General features: G+C 71.0%; 14 protein-coding genes and 1 tRNA gene. 4 read left to right on the forward strand and 11 right to left on the reverse strand.

From position 1 onward, the window contains the following. On the reverse strand, positions 1-1,440 hold the full coding sequence (locus EIM48_RS00800) for an aldehyde dehydrogenase family protein (RefSeq protein WP_125110888.1): 1,440 nt from the start codon (positions 1,438-1,440) through the stop codon (positions 1-3). Positions 1,441-1,465: 25 nt separating this feature from the next. Then, a complete protein-coding gene (gene araD1, locus EIM48_RS00805) occupies positions 1,466-2,467 on the reverse strand; it encodes an AraD1 family protein (RefSeq protein WP_125110889.1) in 1,002 nt (333 codons plus the stop codon). Positions 2,468-2,625: 158 nt separating this feature from the next. Between araD1 and EIM48_RS00810 the strand changes: the two genes are divergently transcribed. Next, complete coding sequence (locus EIM48_RS00810; protein WP_019397718.1) at positions 2,626-3,576, forward strand: LysR family transcriptional regulator; 951 nt, start codon at positions 2,626-2,628, stop codon at positions 3,574-3,576. A 41-nt stretch (positions 3,577-3,617) separates the two neighbouring features. Here EIM48_RS00810 and EIM48_RS00815 read toward each other — a convergent pair whose 3' ends face one another. Then, complete coding sequence (locus EIM48_RS00815) at positions 3,618-4,544, reverse strand: Gfo/Idh/MocA family oxidoreductase (RefSeq protein ID WP_026010324.1); 927 nt, start codon at positions 4,542-4,544, stop codon at positions 3,618-3,620. Between the two features lie 65 nt (positions 4,545-4,609). Further along, the gene (locus tag EIM48_RS00820) at positions 4,610-5,668 is read right to left on the reverse strand and encodes an aldose epimerase family protein (protein ID WP_125108369.1); all 1,059 of its coding nucleotides are present in this window, start codon (positions 5,666-5,668) and stop codon (positions 4,610-4,612) included. Positions 5,669-6,008: 340 nt separating this feature from the next. Between EIM48_RS00820 and EIM48_RS00825 the strand changes: the two genes are divergently transcribed. Next, positions 6,009-7,565, forward strand: coding sequence for an alpha-L-arabinofuranosidase C-terminal domain-containing protein (locus tag EIM48_RS00825; protein ID WP_125108370.1), 1,557 nt, complete (start codon positions 6,009-6,011; stop codon positions 7,563-7,565). 402 nt (positions 7,566-7,967) lie between these two features. Here EIM48_RS00825 and EIM48_RS00835 read toward each other — a convergent pair whose 3' ends face one another. The 5 genes from EIM48_RS00835 to EIM48_RS00855 form a co-directional block, all read right to left on the reverse strand. Next, entirely contained in the window at positions 7,968-8,345 is a 378-nt protein-coding gene (locus tag EIM48_RS00835; protein WP_019397722.1) for a DUF1801 domain-containing protein, read from the reverse strand. A gap of 78 nt (positions 8,346-8,423) precedes the next feature. Beyond that, the gene (locus EIM48_RS00840; protein ID WP_019397723.1) at positions 8,424-8,702 is read right to left on the reverse strand and encodes a hypothetical protein; all 279 of its coding nucleotides are present in this window, start codon (positions 8,700-8,702) and stop codon (positions 8,424-8,426) included. A 22-nt stretch (positions 8,703-8,724) separates the two neighbouring features. Next, positions 8,725-9,045, reverse strand: a complete 321-nt coding sequence (locus tag EIM48_RS00845; protein WP_019397724.1) for a DUF1330 domain-containing protein — start codon at positions 9,043-9,045, stop codon at positions 8,725-8,727. A gap of 178 nt (positions 9,046-9,223) precedes the next feature. Further along, positions 9,224-9,502: a hypothetical protein gene (locus tag EIM48_RS00850; protein ID WP_019397725.1), complete on the reverse strand. Its 279-nt coding sequence runs from the start codon at positions 9,500-9,502 to the stop codon at positions 9,224-9,226. A gap of 92 nt (positions 9,503-9,594) precedes the next feature. Then, positions 9,595-10,029: a DUF1801 domain-containing protein gene (locus EIM48_RS00855; RefSeq protein WP_158621845.1), complete on the reverse strand. Its 435-nt coding sequence runs from the start codon at positions 10,027-10,029 to the stop codon at positions 9,595-9,597. A 341-nt stretch (positions 10,030-10,370) separates the two neighbouring features. Here EIM48_RS00855 and EIM48_RS00860 point away from each other — a divergent pair, with 341 nt between their 5' ends. Together EIM48_RS00860 and EIM48_RS00865 are read left to right on the forward strand one after the other, a co-directional pair. Further along, positions 10,371-12,095, forward strand: a complete 1,725-nt coding sequence (locus tag EIM48_RS00860) for an IlvD/Edd family dehydratase (protein ID WP_019397727.1) — start codon at positions 10,371-10,373, stop codon at positions 12,093-12,095. A 109-nt stretch (positions 12,096-12,204) separates the two neighbouring features. Beyond that, positions 12,205-14,646 carry a glycoside hydrolase family 127 protein gene (locus EIM48_RS00865; protein WP_125110891.1) on the forward strand — a complete coding sequence of 814 codons (2,442 nt, stop codon included), beginning with the start codon at positions 12,205-12,207 and terminating at the stop codon, positions 14,644-14,646. 243 nt (positions 14,647-14,889) lie between these two features. On the opposite strand, the gene EIM48_RS00870 is transcribed toward EIM48_RS00865, so the two are convergent. Beyond that, positions 14,890-14,964 (reverse strand) — tRNA-Val (locus tag EIM48_RS00870). 85 nt (positions 14,965-15,049) lie between these two features. Continuing rightward, complete coding sequence (gene uvrB / locus EIM48_RS00875) at positions 15,050-17,077, reverse strand: excinuclease ABC subunit UvrB (RefSeq protein WP_125110892.1); 2,028 nt, start codon at positions 17,075-17,077, stop codon at positions 15,050-15,052. Positions 17,078-17,254: the final 177 nt, after the last annotated feature.

A 17,254-nucleotide genomic window follows, 5' to 3' on the forward strand; every position in this document is an offset into this window, starting at 1 on the left:
TCAGGCCGATGTATAGGCGGTCTTGACCGTGGTGTAGAACTCCACCGCGTAGCGCCCCTGCTCGCGCGGTCCGTAACTGGAAGCCTTCCGTCCCCCGAAGGGTACGTGCGGATCGACCCCGGCGGTAGGGAGGTTGACCATCACCATGCCCGCCTGGGCGTGCCGCTTGAAATGGGTGGCGTGCCGGAGCGAGGTGGTGCAGATGCCCGCGCACAGTCCGAACTCGGTGTCGTTGGCCAGGGCCAGGGCGTGCTCGTAGTCGGCCGCGCGCAGCAGCGCGGCCACCGGGCCGAAGATCTCCTCGCGCGAGATGCGGTCGCTGGCGCGCGCGGCGAACAGGGTCGGCGCCAGGAAGTGGCCGCGGGTGGGACAATCCACCCGACCACCGCCGGCCAGCAGCTCGGCCCCGTCCTCGTGCCCGGCGCGGATGTAGCCCAGGTCGGTGTCCAGCTGCGCCTGGCTGGCGACCGGGCCGATGTGCACCTGCGGGTCCAGCGGATCGCCGACCCGCAGCTGGGCCATGCGCGCCTGCATCTTCACCACGAACCGGTCGTACACCGCCGCCTCGACGATCAGCCGGCTGGAGGCGGTGCAGCGCTGCCCGGTGGAGAAGAACGCGCCGTTGACCGCGCATTCCACCGCCTGGTCCAGGTCGGCGTCGGCCAACACCACCAGCGGGTTCTTGCCGCCCATCTCCATCTGCACCTTCAGTGCCCGCCCGGCCGCCTGCTCCAGCAGGGCGCGGCCGGTGGGCACCGAGCCGGTGAAGGTCAGCGCGTCCAGCTTCGGGTGCGCGACCAGGGCCTGGCCCACGGTGCGGCCGCTGCCCAGGACCATGTTGAACACGCCCTCCGGCAGGCCGGCACGCGACAGGATCTCCGCCAGGGCCCAGGCGCAGCCGGGCACGATCTCGGCCGGCTTGAACACCACGGTGTTGCCGAACGCCAGCGCCGGGGCGATCTTCCAGGCCGGGATCGCCAGCGGGAAATTCCATGGCGCGATGATGCCGACCACGCCCACCGGCTCGCGGGTGACCTCCACGTCCACGCCCGGGCGGGTGGAGGCCAGCTTCTCGCCGGGGATGCGCAGCGCCTCGCCGGCGAAGAACTTGAAAATCTGCCCGGCGCGCGCGGCCTCGCCGATGCTCTCGGCCAGGGTCTTGCCTTCCTCGCGCGCCAGCAGCCGGCCCAGTTCCTCCTTGCGGGCGAGGATCTCGCTGCCGACGAAGTCCAGCACCTCGGCGCGCTGCTGCGGGGCGGCCAGCGACCAGGCCGGCAGCGCCGCGGCCGCCGCGTCCACCGCCTGGCCGACCGCGGCGGCATCGAGCACGCCGTAGTGGCCGACCGGGGCGTCGAGGTTGGCCGGGTTCTCGTCGACGTGGCTGCCCCCGCCTTCCACCCACTGGCCGGCGATGTAGCTGGAATAACGCGGTTCGTTCACGTACTGCTCCTGTTGCCGGCCGCGCTCACAGCGCGCGCACGCCGCCGGGGGCGAAGCCGGCCGGCACCACCTGCAGCGGGTTGGCCAGCGGCGCGCCCAGTTCTGCGATCTCGATCTCGAACACGTCGCCCGGCTGCGCGCGCACGCCGTCGGCGAAGCTCAGGGTGGCGGTGCCGAAGAAGTGCAGGTGCACGTCGCCCGGGCGCCGGTGCGCGGCGTACTTGAAGTGGTGGTACTCCAGGTTCTCCAGCGAGTGGCACATGTTGGCCTCGCCGGTAAGGAAGGGCTTCTCCCACACCACCGCGCCGTCGCGGCGCAGGCGGCTGGTGCCGCGCAGGTCCGCCGGCAGCGGGCCGGTGCGCAGTTCCGGGCCCACCGCGCAGGTGCGCAGCTTGGAATGGGCCAGGTACAGGTAGTTCTGGCGTTCGGTGACGTGGTCGGAGAACTCGTTGCCCAGGGCATAGCCCAGCCGGTGCGGGGTGCCATCCGGGCCGATCACGTACAGCCCCACCAGCTCCGGCTCCTCGCCACCGTCCAGGGCGAAGTCCGGCGAGCGCAGCGGCGCGCCCGGCGGCACCACGATCTGGCCGTCGCCCTTGTAGAACCACTCCGGCTGCGCGCCCGCCGTGCCCGGGGCCGGCATGCCACCCTCCACGCCCCACTGGAACATGCGCATGGAGTCGGTCAGCGTGCCTTCCTCGGCCTGCTGCTGCAGCTTCTGGTGCATGGCGTCGCGCGCGGCGGCGCTGCCCAGGTGGGTCAGGCCGGTGCCGGTGACCAGGCAATGCGCCGGATCGGGATGGTGCAGCGGGCCCAGCACCCGCCCCTCGCGCAGCAGCGGCGCGTAGGCGAGCGTGGTGGCCCCGGCGCGGGTGGCGGCCTCGTCGTCCAGGCTGCGGCCGGCGGCGATGGCGGCATTGGCCAGCGCCCAGGTCGAGTCGACGCCGTCCAGCAGGCGCACCACCTCGCCCTCGATCACGCCGACGCGGATGTCACCGCCATCGCCCCGCAGCTGGATCAGTCGCATCGGCCGCCCTCGTCATGGGATGGGAAGGCATGCCGCTTCCGGGAGAGACGGAAGCCACCGCGCATGCCTCGGCCGATTCTGCCGGCTGGACGAATATGCATCCAATGCAAATTCGTGCATAACATATATGAACATTCGTATCGACTGGAGTGTCATACGTGCCGCAGAACGTGCCGTGGTTCGTCCGCGCCCGCCTCAAGACCCGGCAGCTGATGCTGCTGATCGCGATCGACGAGGAAGGCAACATCCACCGCGCGGCCGAAACCCTGGCCATGTCGCAGCCGGCCGCCTCCAAGCTGCTGAAGGACCTGGAGGACATGCTGGGGGTGGCGCTGTTCGAGCGGCTGCCGCGCGGGATGCGCCCGACCTGGTACGGCGAGACCATGATCCGCCACGCCCGCATCGCCCTGGCCAGCCTGGGCGAGGCCGGCGCGGAGATCGAGGCGCTCAGGGGCGGCTGGGCCGGCAGCGTGGCGATCGGCGCGATCGCCGGGCCGGCGATGAGCCTGCTGCCCACCGCGCTGGCACGGGTGGCGCGCACCGCCCCGGACCTGCGGGTGTCGCTGCTGGTGGAAAGCTCGGACGTGCTGCTGGAGCGGCTGCAACAGAACCGCCTGGACTTCCTGGTCGCGCGCCTGTTCGAGCAGCACGACAAGACCCACCTGCAGTACCAGGCCCTGGCCGAGGAGGAGATCTGCGCGATCGTGCGCCCCGGCCACCCGATCCTCGGGAGGAAGCGCCTGGACCTGGCCGGCCTGGCCCAGGCCAGCTGGATCGTGCCGCCGGAAGGCAGCGTGCTGCGCCACCGCTTCGAGCTGATGTTCCGCAGCGCCGGACTGCAGCCGCCGCAGCACGTGCTGGCGACCACCGCCCTGGTGTTCATCACCAAGATGCTGCAGGAAAGCGACTACCTGGCCGTGGTCCCGGTGGACGTGGCGCGGCATTACGCCGCCTACGGCATGGTCAAGATCCTGCCGGTGGAGCTGTCCTGCCACATGGACTCCTTCGGCATCATCACCCGCACCGACTGGCTGCTCTCGCCCGGCGCGCGCACGGTGCTGCAGGCGCTGCAGGAAACCGCGGCCGAGGTCTACGGCACCGCTGCGTAGCCCGTACAGGGCCGGAGGCCGCGCCCGGGTGCGGGAACGACTCAATCGTGGAACGGCTCGACCACCACGCGCCGGCCAAGCATGAAGGCATCGGCCACGTGGCGCAGCGGCGCCAGGTCCACGTCCGATTCGCCGGCACGGACCAGCCTGGCGAAGTGGCGGTACAGCTCCGGGTACTCCTGCTCCGGCTCGGCATGGACCACCTGGCCATTGACCGCCAACCGCGCGCCGCCATGCGACAGCAGCATGGTCCCCGCCCCGGTCTCCGCCTCGATGTCCCAGCTCTGCGGCCCGGTCTGGCGCCAGTCGAACTCGGCGCGCAGGTCCAGGCCCTGGGTATCGCTGAAGCGGATGCTGGCGGCGATCGGCGCGGCGCGGTTCTGCGGGAACTCCAGCGTCGCCTCGGTGGCGAATACCGGCCGCGGCAGGATCCGGGTGACGATCGACAGCGCATTGATGCCCGGGTCGAACACGCCCAGGCCGCCGGCCTCCCAGATCCAGGCCTGGCCCGGGTGCCAGTGGCGCACGTCCTCCTTCCAGGTCACCCGCATCGAGCGCACCGTGGTGCCGGCCAGGAACGCGCGCGCCGCCTCCACCGCCGGCGCGTGCCGCGAGTGCCAGCTGGCAAACAGGGTCACGCCCTTGGCGCGCGCCTGCGCCGCCAGGTCCTCCACCTCCGACAGCGTGGCCCCCGGCGGCTTCTCCAGGAACACGTGCTTGCCCGCCTCCAGCGCCTTCACCGCGGCCGCGTAGCGGTACTGCGGCGGCATGCACAGCGAGACCGCGTCGATCTCCGGAACCGCCGCCAGCATTTCCTCGATCGAGCCGAAGTTGGCGATCCCGTCCACCCGGCCGTTGCGGCTGGCCGCGGCCACCAGGCGGTAGTCGGCATTGGCCGCGACCGCGGGCAGGTGCTGGTCGCGCACGATCTTGCCGACACCGACGATGGCGAGGTTGATGCTTGGCACGGGCGTGTCCTCCATGGCTGTGGCGCGCGGCAGGGCCGCGCATGCGTTCGGGTGCGTGGCGCGGCTCAAGCCTGCGCCAGCGCTGCTTCCACCGCGTCCCAGGCGCAGCCGCGCCCGGCGTTGGCGAAGCGGTATTCGATCACGCGCCGGAAGCGCGTGCCCGGGCGCAGGATCGCGTCCGGGAACTGCGGCCGGTTCGGCGCGTCGGGATAGCCCTGCGGCTCCAGGCACAGGCCGCGGCCGAGCCCCGGATGCTGCCGGTCCAGGCCGTGGCCGTCGTACAGCTGCAGTGCCGGCGCGTCGCAGTCGATGCGCAGGGCGATGCCGCTGTGCGGCGAGTAGAGCGTGGCGCAGGTGGTCGCACCCTCCTCCAGCACCAGGCAGTGGTCGTAACCGCCGGCCACCTCCAGCTGCGGATGGCCACTGGCGGCCGCGGCCTCGAGCGTGCGCGCGGCACGGAAATCGAACGGCGTGCCGGCGGCCGCGGCCACCTGGCCGAGCGGGATCAGCTCGCCGTCCACCGGCAGGAAGCCGCGGGTTGGCGCCTGCAGCCACTGCGCCGCGGCCGGCACCGCCGGATCGCCGGCCAGGTTCCAGTACGGATGGTGGGTGGGATTGAACGGCGTGGGCGCGTCGCACTCCGCTTCCAGCTCCAGGCGCAGGCGCGCGCCGTGGAGGCTGTAGACCGCGCGCATGTCGAGGTTGCCCGGATAGCCCTCCTCGCCGTCCGGCGAGTGGTAGCGCAGCTCCAGCCGGCCGGGATCGTGCGCGGCGACCCGCCAAAGCCGCCGGCCAAAGCCCAGGTGCCCGCCGTGCAAGTGGTTGCGTCCCTCGTTGGCGCTGACCCGGCAGGCCTGGCCATCGACCGTGAACGCGGCGCCGCCAATGCGGTTGCCGAAGCGCCCGACCACGATGCCCAGGTAGGCCGGATCGGCGAAGTACGCACGCGCGTCCGGCAGCCCCAGCACCAGCGCCACCGGGCCGCGCTCACCGGGGAATTCCAGCCGCGCCAGGATCCCGCCCAGGTCCAGCACCTCGGCGCGCAGCCCGTTGCCATCGCCCAGCACGTGCGCGTGCACGGCCCTGCCGTCGTCCAGTTCGCCAAAGGGCCGCCTGTGCGCCATCCGCCTTCCCAGTCCGCGCCGGCCGCTGCCGGCGGCGGGCAGGATAGCGACCGCACCGGGCGTCGACCAATCCCGCCCCGGGCATGCCAACCGCGCGAAAAGGAATACCCCTTGCCCCTCCAGGGGGCCTGGCGCGGGATACGCGAACGGGTATGGCTGCGCCCGACAAAGTAATTGGCAGGTTATCGGGGCCCTGACTATGCTCGACCGGCCTGCGCCCGCCGCCACCGGCGCCGGGCGCATCGCCCGGACGTCGTGCCGATCCGTCGCGGCTGCCCGCAGCCTCGCCGTCCCGGTGCGCGTCCAACCCAACCGTCCACCGAGAAAGCGAGGCAAGACGATGCTCAACAACCCGTTGTCCCGGCTGGCGCTGGCCACCGCGCTGCTGTTCGCAGGCACCGCCAGCGCGCAGGCGCCGGTCCAGGCCAGCGCCACCCTGCGCGCCGACCAGCCCGGCGAGACCGTCAGCCGCTACATCTTCGGCCAGTTCGCCGAGCACCTGGGCTACGGCATCTACGGCGGCATCTGGGTCGGCGAGGACTCGGAGATCCCCAACACCCGCGGCTACCGCAACGACGTGCTGGCCGCGCTGAAGCAGCTGCAGGTGCCGGTGGTGCGCTGGCCCGGCGGCTGCTTCGCCGACGAGTACTACTGGCGCGACGGCATCGGCCCGCGCGAGAAGCGGCGGGTCAAGATCAACACCCACTGGGGTGGCGTGGAAGAACCCAACAGCTTCGGCACCCATGAGTTCATGGACTTCGCCGAGCTGCTGGGCACCGACGCCTACGTCTCCGGCAACACCGGCAGCGGCTCGCCGCGCGAGATGGCCGAGTGGGTCGAGTACATGACCTACGAGAAGGGCTCCTCGCTGGCCGAGGAGCGCCGCGCCAACGGCCGCGACAAGCCGTGGAAGGTGCCCTTCTTCGGCATCGGCAACGAGCTGTGGGGCTGCGGCGGCAACATGACCCCGGAGCACGCCGCCAACCTGCACCGCCAGTTCCAGACCTTCGTCAAGGTCCCGGCCGGGCAGCAGGTCACCAAGGTCGCCGCCGGCGCCAACAGCGACGACTACAACTGGACCGAGGTGATGATGAAGATCGCCGGCAAGCACATGGATGCCTTGTCGGTGCATTACTACACCGTGCCCGGCGGCTGGCCGCCGCGCGCCTCCAGCTTCGAGTTCGACGAGGCCGCCTGGTTCCAGACCCTGGAAAGCGCGCTGAAGGTCGACGAGCTGCTGCGCAGGCACATCGAGGTGATGGACAAGTACGACCCGGAGAACAAGGTCGCCCTGTACCTCGACGAGTGGGGCACCTGGTACGAGGCCTACCCCGGCACCAACCCGGGCTTCCTGCAGCAGCAGAACACCCTGCGCGACGCCCTGGTGGCCGCGATCCACTTCGACGCGATGAGCAAGCACGCGCGCCGGGTGAAGATGGGCAACATCGCGCAGATGGTGAACGTGCTGCAGGCGATGATCCTCACCGAGGGCGGGAAGATGGTGCTCACGCCCACCTACCACGTCTTCGAGATGTACAAGCCCTGGCAGGACGCGACCTACCTGCCGCTGGAGCTGAAGGCGCCGCAGTACCGCCACGGCAACAGCGCCATCCCCGGCGTGCACGGCTCGGCGGTGCGCGCGAAGGACGGGCACGTGTACGTGGCCCTCAGCAACCTCGACCCCAACCGGCCGGCGAGCATTTCCGCCAGCGTCAGCGGCCTGCAGGCCCGCGCCGTCAGCGGCCGCGTGCTGACCGCCGACGCGATCACCGCGCACAACACCTTCGACCGCCCCGAGGTGGTGAAGCCCGCCGCCTTCAATGGCGCCAGCCTCAACGGCAACACCCTCAAGGTCGAACTGCCGGCCAAGTCGGTGGTGGTGCTCCGGCTGGAGTGAGATCCGCCGTCAACGCGTGACCCGCGAAGGGCGCCGCAAGGCGCCCTTCTTCTTGCCCCCTGCCATCGCGAGAGGTTCGGGAGACGCGCTCCAGGATGGCGGGCCGGTGGCGACGGCCCTGGCCTCGTCGCGCCCCGGGATCGCAGGTACCCGGCCGCATCCGGGTACCGCAACGCCGGAAACCGGAAGCGTTTCGCTGTTCCGGGCTACGGCCAGGTGTTCTTCCGCAGCAGCTGGACCAGGTTGCCGCAGGTGTCGTCGAGCACGGGATGGTCACCGGGCCCATCGCCACCGGCGGCTGGGTGAAGCGCACGCCGGCGGCCAGCAGGCGCTCGTACTCGGCCTGGATGTCGTCGACGATGAAGGCAGCCACGACTTGCCTGTCAACGCCGGTACCGGCGCCTATTTCCAGCCCACCCCGTGCTCCACCACCTCGCGCACCCGGAATCCGGCGATGCGGCGGATCAAGTCCAGCGGCAGCGGCGCATCGAGCGGGAACTGGATGGTGTTGCCGGACGTCGCGGAGCCGCCCAGCTCGGCGGCGAAGTGCGCCACCGCGCCGACCGCAGGGTGCAAGCTGACGTGCCGCTTGTGGACCGAATAGACGTAAAGCACGGTGCCAAGGCTGAAAGCCGGCTTGCCCCACTTCAGCGACTCCCGTGCCTGCGGTGCCGCCTCGCGCAGGCACTGGCGCATCTCGCGCAGCCGCGCCTGCGCATTCCCCGGCGCGGCCGCGGCGATGTACCCCTCGACGGTCGTCGGCTTGCCCGGCTTTTCCATGCTGCCTCCTCCGGCGTGCAGGCTTGCGGAAGGCTCCACCGCCCCGCCCGATGCGGCCCTCGCCGGATCGCGCGGGGCCTACGCCAGCAGCAGTGCAGCGGCGAACGGCGCAAGGCATGCCAGGCCGATCGCGAAGGCCACGATACTCCGCCAGTCCCTCGCCGCGCGATTCCGGGCCATCCGGATGCCGCCGGAGACGACCAGCACCGACAACACCACCAGCCCGCCCACCAAGGTCCAGGTGGCCGCCTGCCACGCCCGCGGGTCCTGCGGGAAGGTGAACAGCACGGCTGCCGCGCCCACCACGACCGCGGCCGCCAACAGGGTCAGCACGTCCGCCGCCAGGAAGCTGCGCATTGCCACCAGGGCGGCCCCGGCCTTACCCAAGGAGATCCACGCCCCTGTGCCCCTCCGGCACGCCCTGGACCAGGAGGACATCCCCCTCCGTGTTCTTCGTGCGCAAGGGACGGATGGCCTGGTACGCCTCCGACTCGTACCAGCTCCTGGCCAGTTCCATGGAGGGGAACTCGATGATGACCAGGTCCCCCGACCATGACCCCTCGAGCGGCTGGTAGGGACCTCCATGCACGCGGTACTTGCCGGAGAAAGGAGCCAGCGTGTCGTCGATGCGTTGCAGGTATTCCTTGATCTCGTCGCAGAACCGGGTCTCGCGTATTACCGCAACAGCATAGGCAGTCATCGATTACTCCATGGCAGCAACGCTATTCCTGCGCGCTCCGGCGGCTTGGGCCGCAGGACATGGCCCACGCCTCCGGCAGGGCGCGACGGGTCGCCGGCATTGTAGACAACCGCCGTCCGTGCCCGGCCACTGCAGGGCGCGGGAACAGGACGGCTGCAATCGGCTCCACCCGCGGCAGTCAGCCCCCGTCGCCCGGATACTCCACGGACGAACGCGGCGCGTCCGCCAGCTGCTCGTCCAGCGACTGCCGGTAGCGGATGCAGCCGCGCAGGAACACGGGCCACTCCGGCACCACCGGCCTGGCGGTGGACTGCTCCGGCAACAGGCTCCAAAGGTCCGGGTGGTACCAGCACAGCGCATGCCCGGAGCTGTCGCGATGGGCGCGGATCGCGTTGCGCAGCCTCACCACCTCCGCGACCAGCTGCTCGCGGCTCATGCCATCCAGGTCGGAATCCATGGCGCACCTCCAGCGTGGAAAGCCGGACCAGCGTGCACCTTTCCCTGCCGGCGCGCGAGGCGCGCCTGCGGACCACGCCGCCGCGACCCACCCTATCCCGCGTACGCCGCCCACTGCGCCACGATCCGGCGGAAGTCCTCCTCGGCCGTGGCGAAGTCCGCCTCGCTGGCGAACGCCACCAGCGCCCGGTCGACCGAAGGCCAGGCCAGCAGCCCGCGCGGGTCGTCCACCGCCTCGCGCACCGTGCTGCCGGCCTGCACCTTCGCGCCGCAGTGGAACACCACCTGCAGCAGGTCCGGGCGCCGGCAGTTGATCGTGGCGAACCAGCCATGGCGGTGGAAGCTCGGCGAGTTCCACTTGATGCCCTCGCCGATCGCCGGATCGGCCGCGAGGATGGCCGCCCGGATCCGCTGCAGCAGCGGCGCCAGCGGATGCGAGAGCCGCGCGACCAGCGCGTCCACGCCCGGCGTGTCGTCTTGCTCCCGCCGCGCCGCGCCACCCGTGCCCTGCTTCCTTGCTGCCGCCATGCATGCGCTCCCTGTTGGCGTCCCGCGATGCGGGACGGAAGGAATGGATATGCCCCGGGGTCCTGCCCGCATGGGCGAGGGTATTCCGCGCGCCGGCGCGGCGCATCCGCCGTGCACCACCCGCGACCCCGTTCCGGCAGGGGACACCACGCGAGGATCCGGCCCAGCCGGGCTGGCCCAGGCGCGGACCATTCCGCATTGCAATCCTCATATCCCAACCGGCGGAATTGTTATTTTTCGGGCATATCCCGGCCCGGTAGCATCCGTGCGCAACAGGTGGGCCGCGCGGGAGTCCCTCCCCGCCTGCCCGCCCTCTCCTCCTGGGCAGGGATCCCGAGCGCATGAGCGACTCCAGCAAAAAGCCCTTACGCAGCCAGCAGTGGTTCGGCCGCGAGGGCAAGCAGGGCTTCTACTACCGCAGCTGGCTCAAGGGCCTGGGCCTGCCACACGACATGTTCGATGGCCGCCCGGTGATCGGCATCTGCAACACCTGGTCGGAGCTGACGCCCTGCAACAGCTCCTTCCGCGAGCTGGCCGAGCACGTCAAGCGCGGGGTGTACGAGGCCGGTGGCTTCCCGCTGGAGTTCCCGGTGATGTCCCTGGGCGAGACCCAGGTGCGGCCCACGGCCATGCTGTTCCGCAACCTCGCCTCGATGGACGTGGAGGAATCCATCCGCGCCAACCCGATCGATGGCGTGGTGCTGCTGATGGGCTGCGACAAGACCACGCCCTCGCTGCTGATGGGCGCGGCCAGCGTGGACCTGCCGACCATCGGCGTGTCCGGCGGCCCCTCGCTGTCGGGCAACTGGCGCGGCAAGCCGGTGGGCTCGGGCACCGGGGTGATCGAGATGTCGGAGATGGTCCGCGCCGGCACCCTGACCCAGGCCGAGTTCAACGAGGCCGAGGCCTGCATGCAGCGCTCCAGGGGCAGCTGCATGACCATGGGCACGGCCTCGACCATGGCCTCGATGGTGGAGGCACTGGGCATGTCGCTGCCGGAGAACGCGGCAATCCCGGCCGTCGACTCGCGCCGCTTCCGCCTGGCCCACCTTTCCGGCCGCCGCATCGTGGAGATGGTGCGCGAGGACCTGCGCATGTCGAGGATCCTCACGCGCAAGGCCTTCGCCAACGCGATCCGCGCCAACGCCGCGATCGGCGGCTCGACCAACGCGGTGATCCACCTGCTGGCCCTGGCCGGCCGCCTGGGCGTGGAACTGAGCCTGGAGGACTGGGACGAGATCGGCTCGCGCCTGCCCTGCCTGGTCAACCTCAAGCCGTCGGGCGAGTACCTGATGGAGGACTTCTACTACGCCGGCGGCCTGCCGGCGGTGCTGCGCGAGATCGCGCAGTACCTGGACCTGGACGCACTGACGGTCAACGGCCGCACCCTCGGCGAGAACATCGCCGACGCGCCGTGCTGGAACCGCGAGGTGATCCGCCCGCTCGACCAGCCGCTGCGCGCCGAGGCCGGCATCGCCGTGCTGCGCGGCAACCTGGCCCCGGACGGCGCGGTGATCAAGCCCTCGGCCGCCTCGCCGCACCTGCTGAGGCACCGCGGCCGCGCGGTGGTGTTCGAGGACATCGAGGACTTCAAGGCGCGGATCGACGACGAAGCGCTGGACATCGACGAGACCTGCGTGATGGTGCTGAAGAACTGCGGTCCGCGCGGCTACCCGGGCATGGCCGAGGTCGGCAACATGCCGCTGCCGCCCAAGCTGCTGCGCCGTGGCATCACCGACATCGTGCGCATCTCCGATGCGCGCATGAGCGGCACCGCCTACGGTACGGTGGTGCTGCACGTCTCGCCGGAAGCCGCCGCCGGCGGCCCGCTGGCGCTGGTGCGCGAGGGCGATTTCATCGAGCTGGACGTGGAGGCCCGCCGCCTGCACCTGGACGTGGACGCGGCCGAGCTGGAGCGCCGCCGCGCCGAGTGGACCCCGCCGCCGCCACCGGCCCGTGGCTGGGCCAGGCTGTACGTGGACCACGTGCAGCAGGCGCACCTGGGTGCCGACCTGGACTTCCTGGTCGGCGGCAGTGGCGACACCGTCGCCCGCGACTCGCACTGAGCGCCGCCATGCCGCGCGGTGTGTTCCTCCCTTCCGGAAGCCCCGCCGCCACCGCCACCCCGGCGGTTTCCCCTTGCGACGGGGTCTTTTTCTCCTGGCAGACGCCGCCATGGCCGCGCCCGGCCCGCGCCTGAGCCGGCGCGGCTTCGTCGCCGCCCTGGGCGGCGCCGCGGCCAGCCTGCCCCTGCTGCCGGCGTTGGCCCTGCCGCCGCCGCTGCCCTGGCAGCGCGGGCCGGTGCGCTTCTTCCCGCTGTCCGACGTGCGCCTGGGCGAAGGCCTGTTCGCCCGCTCCAGCGCGCTCAACCTGCGCTATCTGGCCGCGCTGGACATGGACCGGCTGCTGGCACCATTCCGGCTCGAGGCCGGCCTGCCCTCGCCCGCGTCCAGGTACCCGAACTGGGAATCCATGGGCCTGGATGGCCATACCGCCGGCCATTACCTCTCGGCGCTGGCGCAGCAGGCCGCGCAGGGCAGCGCGGAGATGCGCCGGCGGCTGGACTACATGGTCGCGGCCCTGGCCGAGGTCCAGGCCGCCAACGGCGACGGCTACGTCGGCGGCGTGCCCAACGGCCGCGTGCTGTGGGAGCGCATCGCCAGCGGCGATTTCCAGGCCGAGTCGTTCGCGCTGGAAGGCGCCTGGGTGCCGTTCTACAACCTGCACAAGACCTTCGCCGGGCTGCGCGATGCCTGGGTGCTGGCCGGCAACGGGCAGGCGCGCGAGGTGCTGGTGCGCTTCGCCGACTGGGCCGGGGCGCTGGTGGCCAACCTCGACGACGACCAGCTGCAGCGCGTGCTCGATACCGAGCATGGCGGCATGAACGAGGTGCTGGCCGACGTCTATGCCATCACCGGCGAACGCCGCTACCTGGCGCTGGCGCGGCGCTTCTCGCACCGCGCCATCCTCGAGCCCCTGCTGCGGCGCGAGGACCGGCTGGACGGGCTGCACGCCAACACCCAGATCCCCAAGGTGATCGGCTTCGCCCGCATCGGCGAGCTGGACGGCGACGCGGCCTGGATCGAGGCGGCGCAGTTCTTCTGGGAGCGGGTGGCGCTGCACCGGAGCATCGCCTTTGGCGGCAACAGCGTGCGCGAGCACTTCAACCCGGCCGGCGACTTCAGCGGCATGGTGGCCTCGCGCGAGGGCCCGGAGACCTGCAACAGCTACAACATGCTGCGCCTGACCCTGCTGCTGGAGCGGCTGCGCCCGGACCCGCGGCATGCGGATTTCTACGAACGGGTGCTGTTCAACCACATCCTCTCCACCCAGCATCCCGACCACGGCGGGCTGGTGTACTTCACCCCGATCCGGCCGCGGCACTACCGCGTGTATTCGCAGCCGCAGCAGTGCTTCTGGTGCTGCGTGGGCAGCGGCATGGAGAACCACGGCCGCCACGGTGCCTTCGTGTACTCCTACGATGCCGATGTGCTGCGGGTGAACCTGTACCTGGACTCGGAACTGCGCTGGGCCGAATCCGGCCTGGTGCTGCGCCAGCGCACGCGCTTCCCCGAGGAGCCGCGCAGCGTGCTGGAACTGGCGCTGGATACGCCGCACAGCTTCGCCCTGGAGTTGCGCCATCCGCACTGGCTGGCGGGCCCGCTGCGGGTGAGGATCAATGGCCGGTCCTGGCCGGTGGAATCCAGGCCCTCGTCCCATGCGCGGATCGAGCGGCGGTGGCAGGACGGCGACCGCATCGAGGTCGAGCTGCCCATGGCCACCCGCATCGAGGCCCTGCCCGACGGCTCGGACTGGGTGGCGGTGATGCACGGCCCGCTGATGCTGGCCGCGCGCACCGGCGGGGAGGATCTGGAAGGCCTGATCGCCGACGACGGCCGCGGCAGCCATATCGCCCCCGGCCCCTACCTGCCGCTGGACCAGGCGCCGATGCTGGTGGGCGAGCGCGAGGCGCTGGCCGCGGGCATCCGCCCGGTGCCGGGGCAGCCGCTGGTGTTCAGCGCCGACGCCCTGGTGCGGCCGATGTCGTTCCGCGGCCTGCGCCTGGAGCCGCTGTACCGCGTCCACGACGCCCGCTACATGGCCTACTGGCGCACCACCACCCCGGAGCGGTATCCGGCCGTGGTCGCCGCGATCGAGGCGGCCGAACGCCAGCGCCAGGCCCTGGAAGCCCGCACCCTGGACCAGGTCCAGCCCGGCGAACAGCAGCCCGAGGTCGACCACGCCTACCAGGGCCGCGACAGCAGGACCGGGAACATGCTCGGCCGGCCCTGGCGCGATGCCGGCGACCGCTTCTCCTACTTGCTGCGAGCCCGCCGTCCGGTTCCCGAAAGCACCCCACCGACCCTGCAGCTGACGGTGTTCGGCGGCCAGTGGAATGCCGGCATGGACGTGCTGGTCGACGGCCGCAAGCTCGGCAGCATCGTGCTCGACGGCAAGGGCAAGGACGACCTGGTGGTCGAGGAGTTCACGCTGCCTGCCGGGACAGCGGCCGCGCTGCGCGGCGATGGGACGCGGGTGGAGTTCGTCGCCCATGGCGGGAAGCGCACGCCGTGGGTGTTCGAGGTGCGGGTGGTGGAAGGCGCGGCCGGCAGGTGAGCGGCCCGGGCCAGCGGGCGTAGCCGGGGGTAGCGAAGCGCCCGGGATATCGCCACGCCGGAGGCGATCCGCACACCCGGAGTCTCCGCGTGCAGCCGGTGCAGCTGCGCAGGCTGGCGTGGCTGCTGGACGCCCTCGCCCGCTGAGCCGCGTGCGCGTGGCGCGGTGCCGGCCGCGGATACGAAAAAGCCCCGCGGCGGGCGGGGCTTTCGGGCCAAGGCATTTTTTCCACCTGCCTGGAGGTGGTGGGCGGTACAGGGTTCGAACCTGTGACCCCTACCATGTCAAGGTAGTGCTCTACCGCTGAGCTAACCGCCCGTTTGCCGCTGCCGGACGGCGTCGCCGTCTGCAGGGGCGCGCATTCTACCCTGCCCCGGGCCGAATCCACAACAGGGGGCGGGCCTCAGCCGGCCAGGGCCGCTTCCTTGAGCTTGCGGATCTCGTCGCGCAGGCGCGCGGCGTCCTCGAACTCCAGGTCGCGGGCGTGCTGGTACATGCGCTGCTCCAGCTCGTTGATCCTGGCCAGGGCCTTGGCCGGGTCCAGGGTGGAGTAGTCGGTGGCCGGCTCGGCCACCTGGCGCGCCTTGCCGCGGCCCTTGCCCTTGGACTTGGCCTCGCCGGGCTCGGGGCGCGCGCCCTCCATGACGTCCATGATCTGGCGCACCACCTGGCGCGGGACGATGCCGTGCTCGGCGTTGTACTGCTCCTGCTTCTCGCGGCGGCGGTTGGTCTCGTCGATCGCCGCCTGCATCGAGCGGGTGATGGTGTCCGCATACAGGATCGCCCTGCCGCGCAGGTTGCGCGCGGCGCGGCCGATGGTCTGGATCAGCGAGCCGGACGAACGCAGGAAACCCTCCTTGTCCGCGTCGAGGATCGCCACCAGCGAGACCTCGGGCATGTCCAGGCCCTCGCGCAGCAGGTTGATGCCCACCAGCACGTCGAACTTGCCCAGGCGCAGGTCGCGGATGATCTCCACGCGCTCGACCGTGTCCACGTCCGAGTGCAGGTAGCGCACCTTGATATCGTGCTCGGCCAGGTAGTCGGTGAGGTTCTCGGCCATGCGCTTGGTCAGGGTGGTGACCAGCACGCGGTCGCCCATGGCCACGCACTTGTTGATCTCGCCCATCAGGTCGTCGACCTGGGTGGCGACCGGGCGGATCTCCACCTGCGGGTCGACCAGGCCGGTCGGGCGCACCACCAGTTCGACCACCTGGTCGCCGGCCTCGCGCATCTCGTACGGGCCAGGCGTGGCCGAGACGTAGATCGAGCGCGGCGCACGCGCCTCCCACTCCTCGAACTTCAGCGGGCGGTTGTCCAGCGCCGAGGGCAGGCGGAAGCCGAACTCCACCAGGGTTTCCTTGCGCGAGCGGTCGCCCTTGTACATGGCGCCGATCTGCGGGATGGTCACGTGCGACTCGTCCACCACCAGCAGCGCGTCGGCCGGCAGGTAGTCGAACAGGGTCGGCGGCGGCTCGCCAGGCGCCTTGCCGGTCAGGTGCCGGGAGTAGTTCTCGATGCCCGAGCAGTAGCCGACCTCGGCCATCATCTCCAGGTCGAACTGGGTGCGCTGGGCCAGGCGCTGGGCCTCGACCAGCTTGTTCTGCGCGTACAGCTGCTCCAGCCGCTCCTTCAGCTCGAGCTTGATGGTCTCGATCGCGTTGAGCACCCGCTCGCGGGTGGTCGCGTAGTGGGTCTTCGGGTAGATGGTGTAGCGCGGGATGCGGCGCAGGATCTCGCCGGTGAGCGGGTCGAACAGGGAGATGTTCTCGATCTCGCCGTCGAACAGCTCGATGCGCACCGCCTCGGCGTCGCTTTCGGCCGGGTGCACGTCCACCACCTCGCCGCGCACGCGGAAGGTACCGCGCTGCAGCTCGTACTCGTTGCGGGTGTACTGCAGCTGGGTCAGGTGGCGCAGCAGCTCGCGCTGGTCGATGCGCTCGCCGCGCGACAGGATCAGGCGCAGCGACAGGTAGTCCTCCGGCGCGCCCAGGCCGTAGATCGCCGAGACCGTGGCCACCACCAGCACGTCGCGCCGCGACAGCAGCGCCTTGGTCGCGGCCAGGCGCATCTGCTCGATGTGGTCGTTGATCGAGCTGTCCTTCTCGATGAAGGTGTCGGTCGAGGGGACGTAGGCCTCGGGCTGGTAGTAGTCGTAGTAGCTGACGAAGTACTCGACCGCGTTGTTCGGGAAGAACGCCTTGAACTCGCCGTACAGCTGCGCGGCCAGGGTCTTGTTGTGGGCCATCACCAGGGTCGGCTTCTGCACCTGCTGGACCACGTTGGCGATGGTGTAGGTCTTGCCCGAGCCGGTGACGCCCAGCAGCACCTGCTTCGCCAGGCCGGCCTCGAAGCCTTCGACCAGCTTGTCGATGGCATACGGCTGGTCGCCCGCCGGGGCGTACGGGGAGACCAGTTCGAATCGTTCGCTCATGCGCCAGGCAGCGTCCTCGGAAGACCATCCAGTATAGGAGCGCGGTTGTCCGCGGCGCGTGGAACGCAGTGGCGCGGCCACGAAGTGTGCTGCAGGCACGGCGCCGCGCCCCTGCCCGCGCGGCCTGCCGTCCCGTCCTCCCCGGGCCGTGGCGCCCAGCCGTTCGAGGTGGGCGGT

The organism is Pseudoxanthomonas sp. SGNA-20 (assembly GCF_003931635.1).
Lineage (GTDB): Bacteria > Pseudomonadota > Gammaproteobacteria > Xanthomonadales > Xanthomonadaceae > Pseudoxanthomonas.

Coding starts and splice junctions, on each gene's coding strand:
- araD1 (WP_125110889.1), bottom strand. CDS start 2,467: ATGCGACTGATCCAGCTGCGGGGCGATGGCGGTGACATCCGCGTCGGC.
- EIM48_RS00820 (WP_125108369.1), bottom strand. CDS start 5,668: ATGGCGCACAGGCGGCCCTTTGGCGAACTGGACGACGGCAGGGCCGTG.
- EIM48_RS00825 (WP_125108370.1), top strand. CDS start 6,009: ATGCTCAACAACCCGTTGTCCCGGCTGGCGCTGGCCACCGCGCTGCTG.
- EIM48_RS00835 (WP_019397722.1), bottom strand. CDS start 8,345: ATGGAAAAGCCGGGCAAGCCGACGACCGTCGAGGGGTACATCGCCGCG.
- EIM48_RS00840 (WP_019397723.1), bottom strand. CDS start 8,702: ATGCGCAGCTTCCTGGCGGCGGACGTGCTGACCCTGTTGGCGGCCGCG.
- EIM48_RS00845 (WP_019397724.1), bottom strand. CDS start 9,045: ATGACTGCCTATGCTGTTGCGGTAATACGCGAGACCCGGTTCTGCGAC.
- EIM48_RS00850 (WP_019397725.1), bottom strand. CDS start 9,502: ATGGATTCCGACCTGGATGGCATGAGCCGCGAGCAGCTGGTCGCGGAG.
- EIM48_RS00855 (WP_158621845.1), bottom strand. CDS start 10,029: ATGGCGGCAGCAAGGAAGCAGGGCACGGGTGGCGCGGCGCGGCGGGAG.
- EIM48_RS00860 (WP_019397727.1), top strand. CDS start 10,371: ATGAGCGACTCCAGCAAAAAGCCCTTACGCAGCCAGCAGTGGTTCGGC.
- EIM48_RS00865 (WP_125110891.1), top strand. CDS start 12,205: ATGGCCGCGCCCGGCCCGCGCCTGAGCCGGCGCGGCTTCGTCGCCGCC.
- uvrB (WP_125110892.1), bottom strand. CDS start 17,077: ATGAGCGAACGATTCGAACTGGTCTCCCCGTACGCCCCGGCGGGCGAC.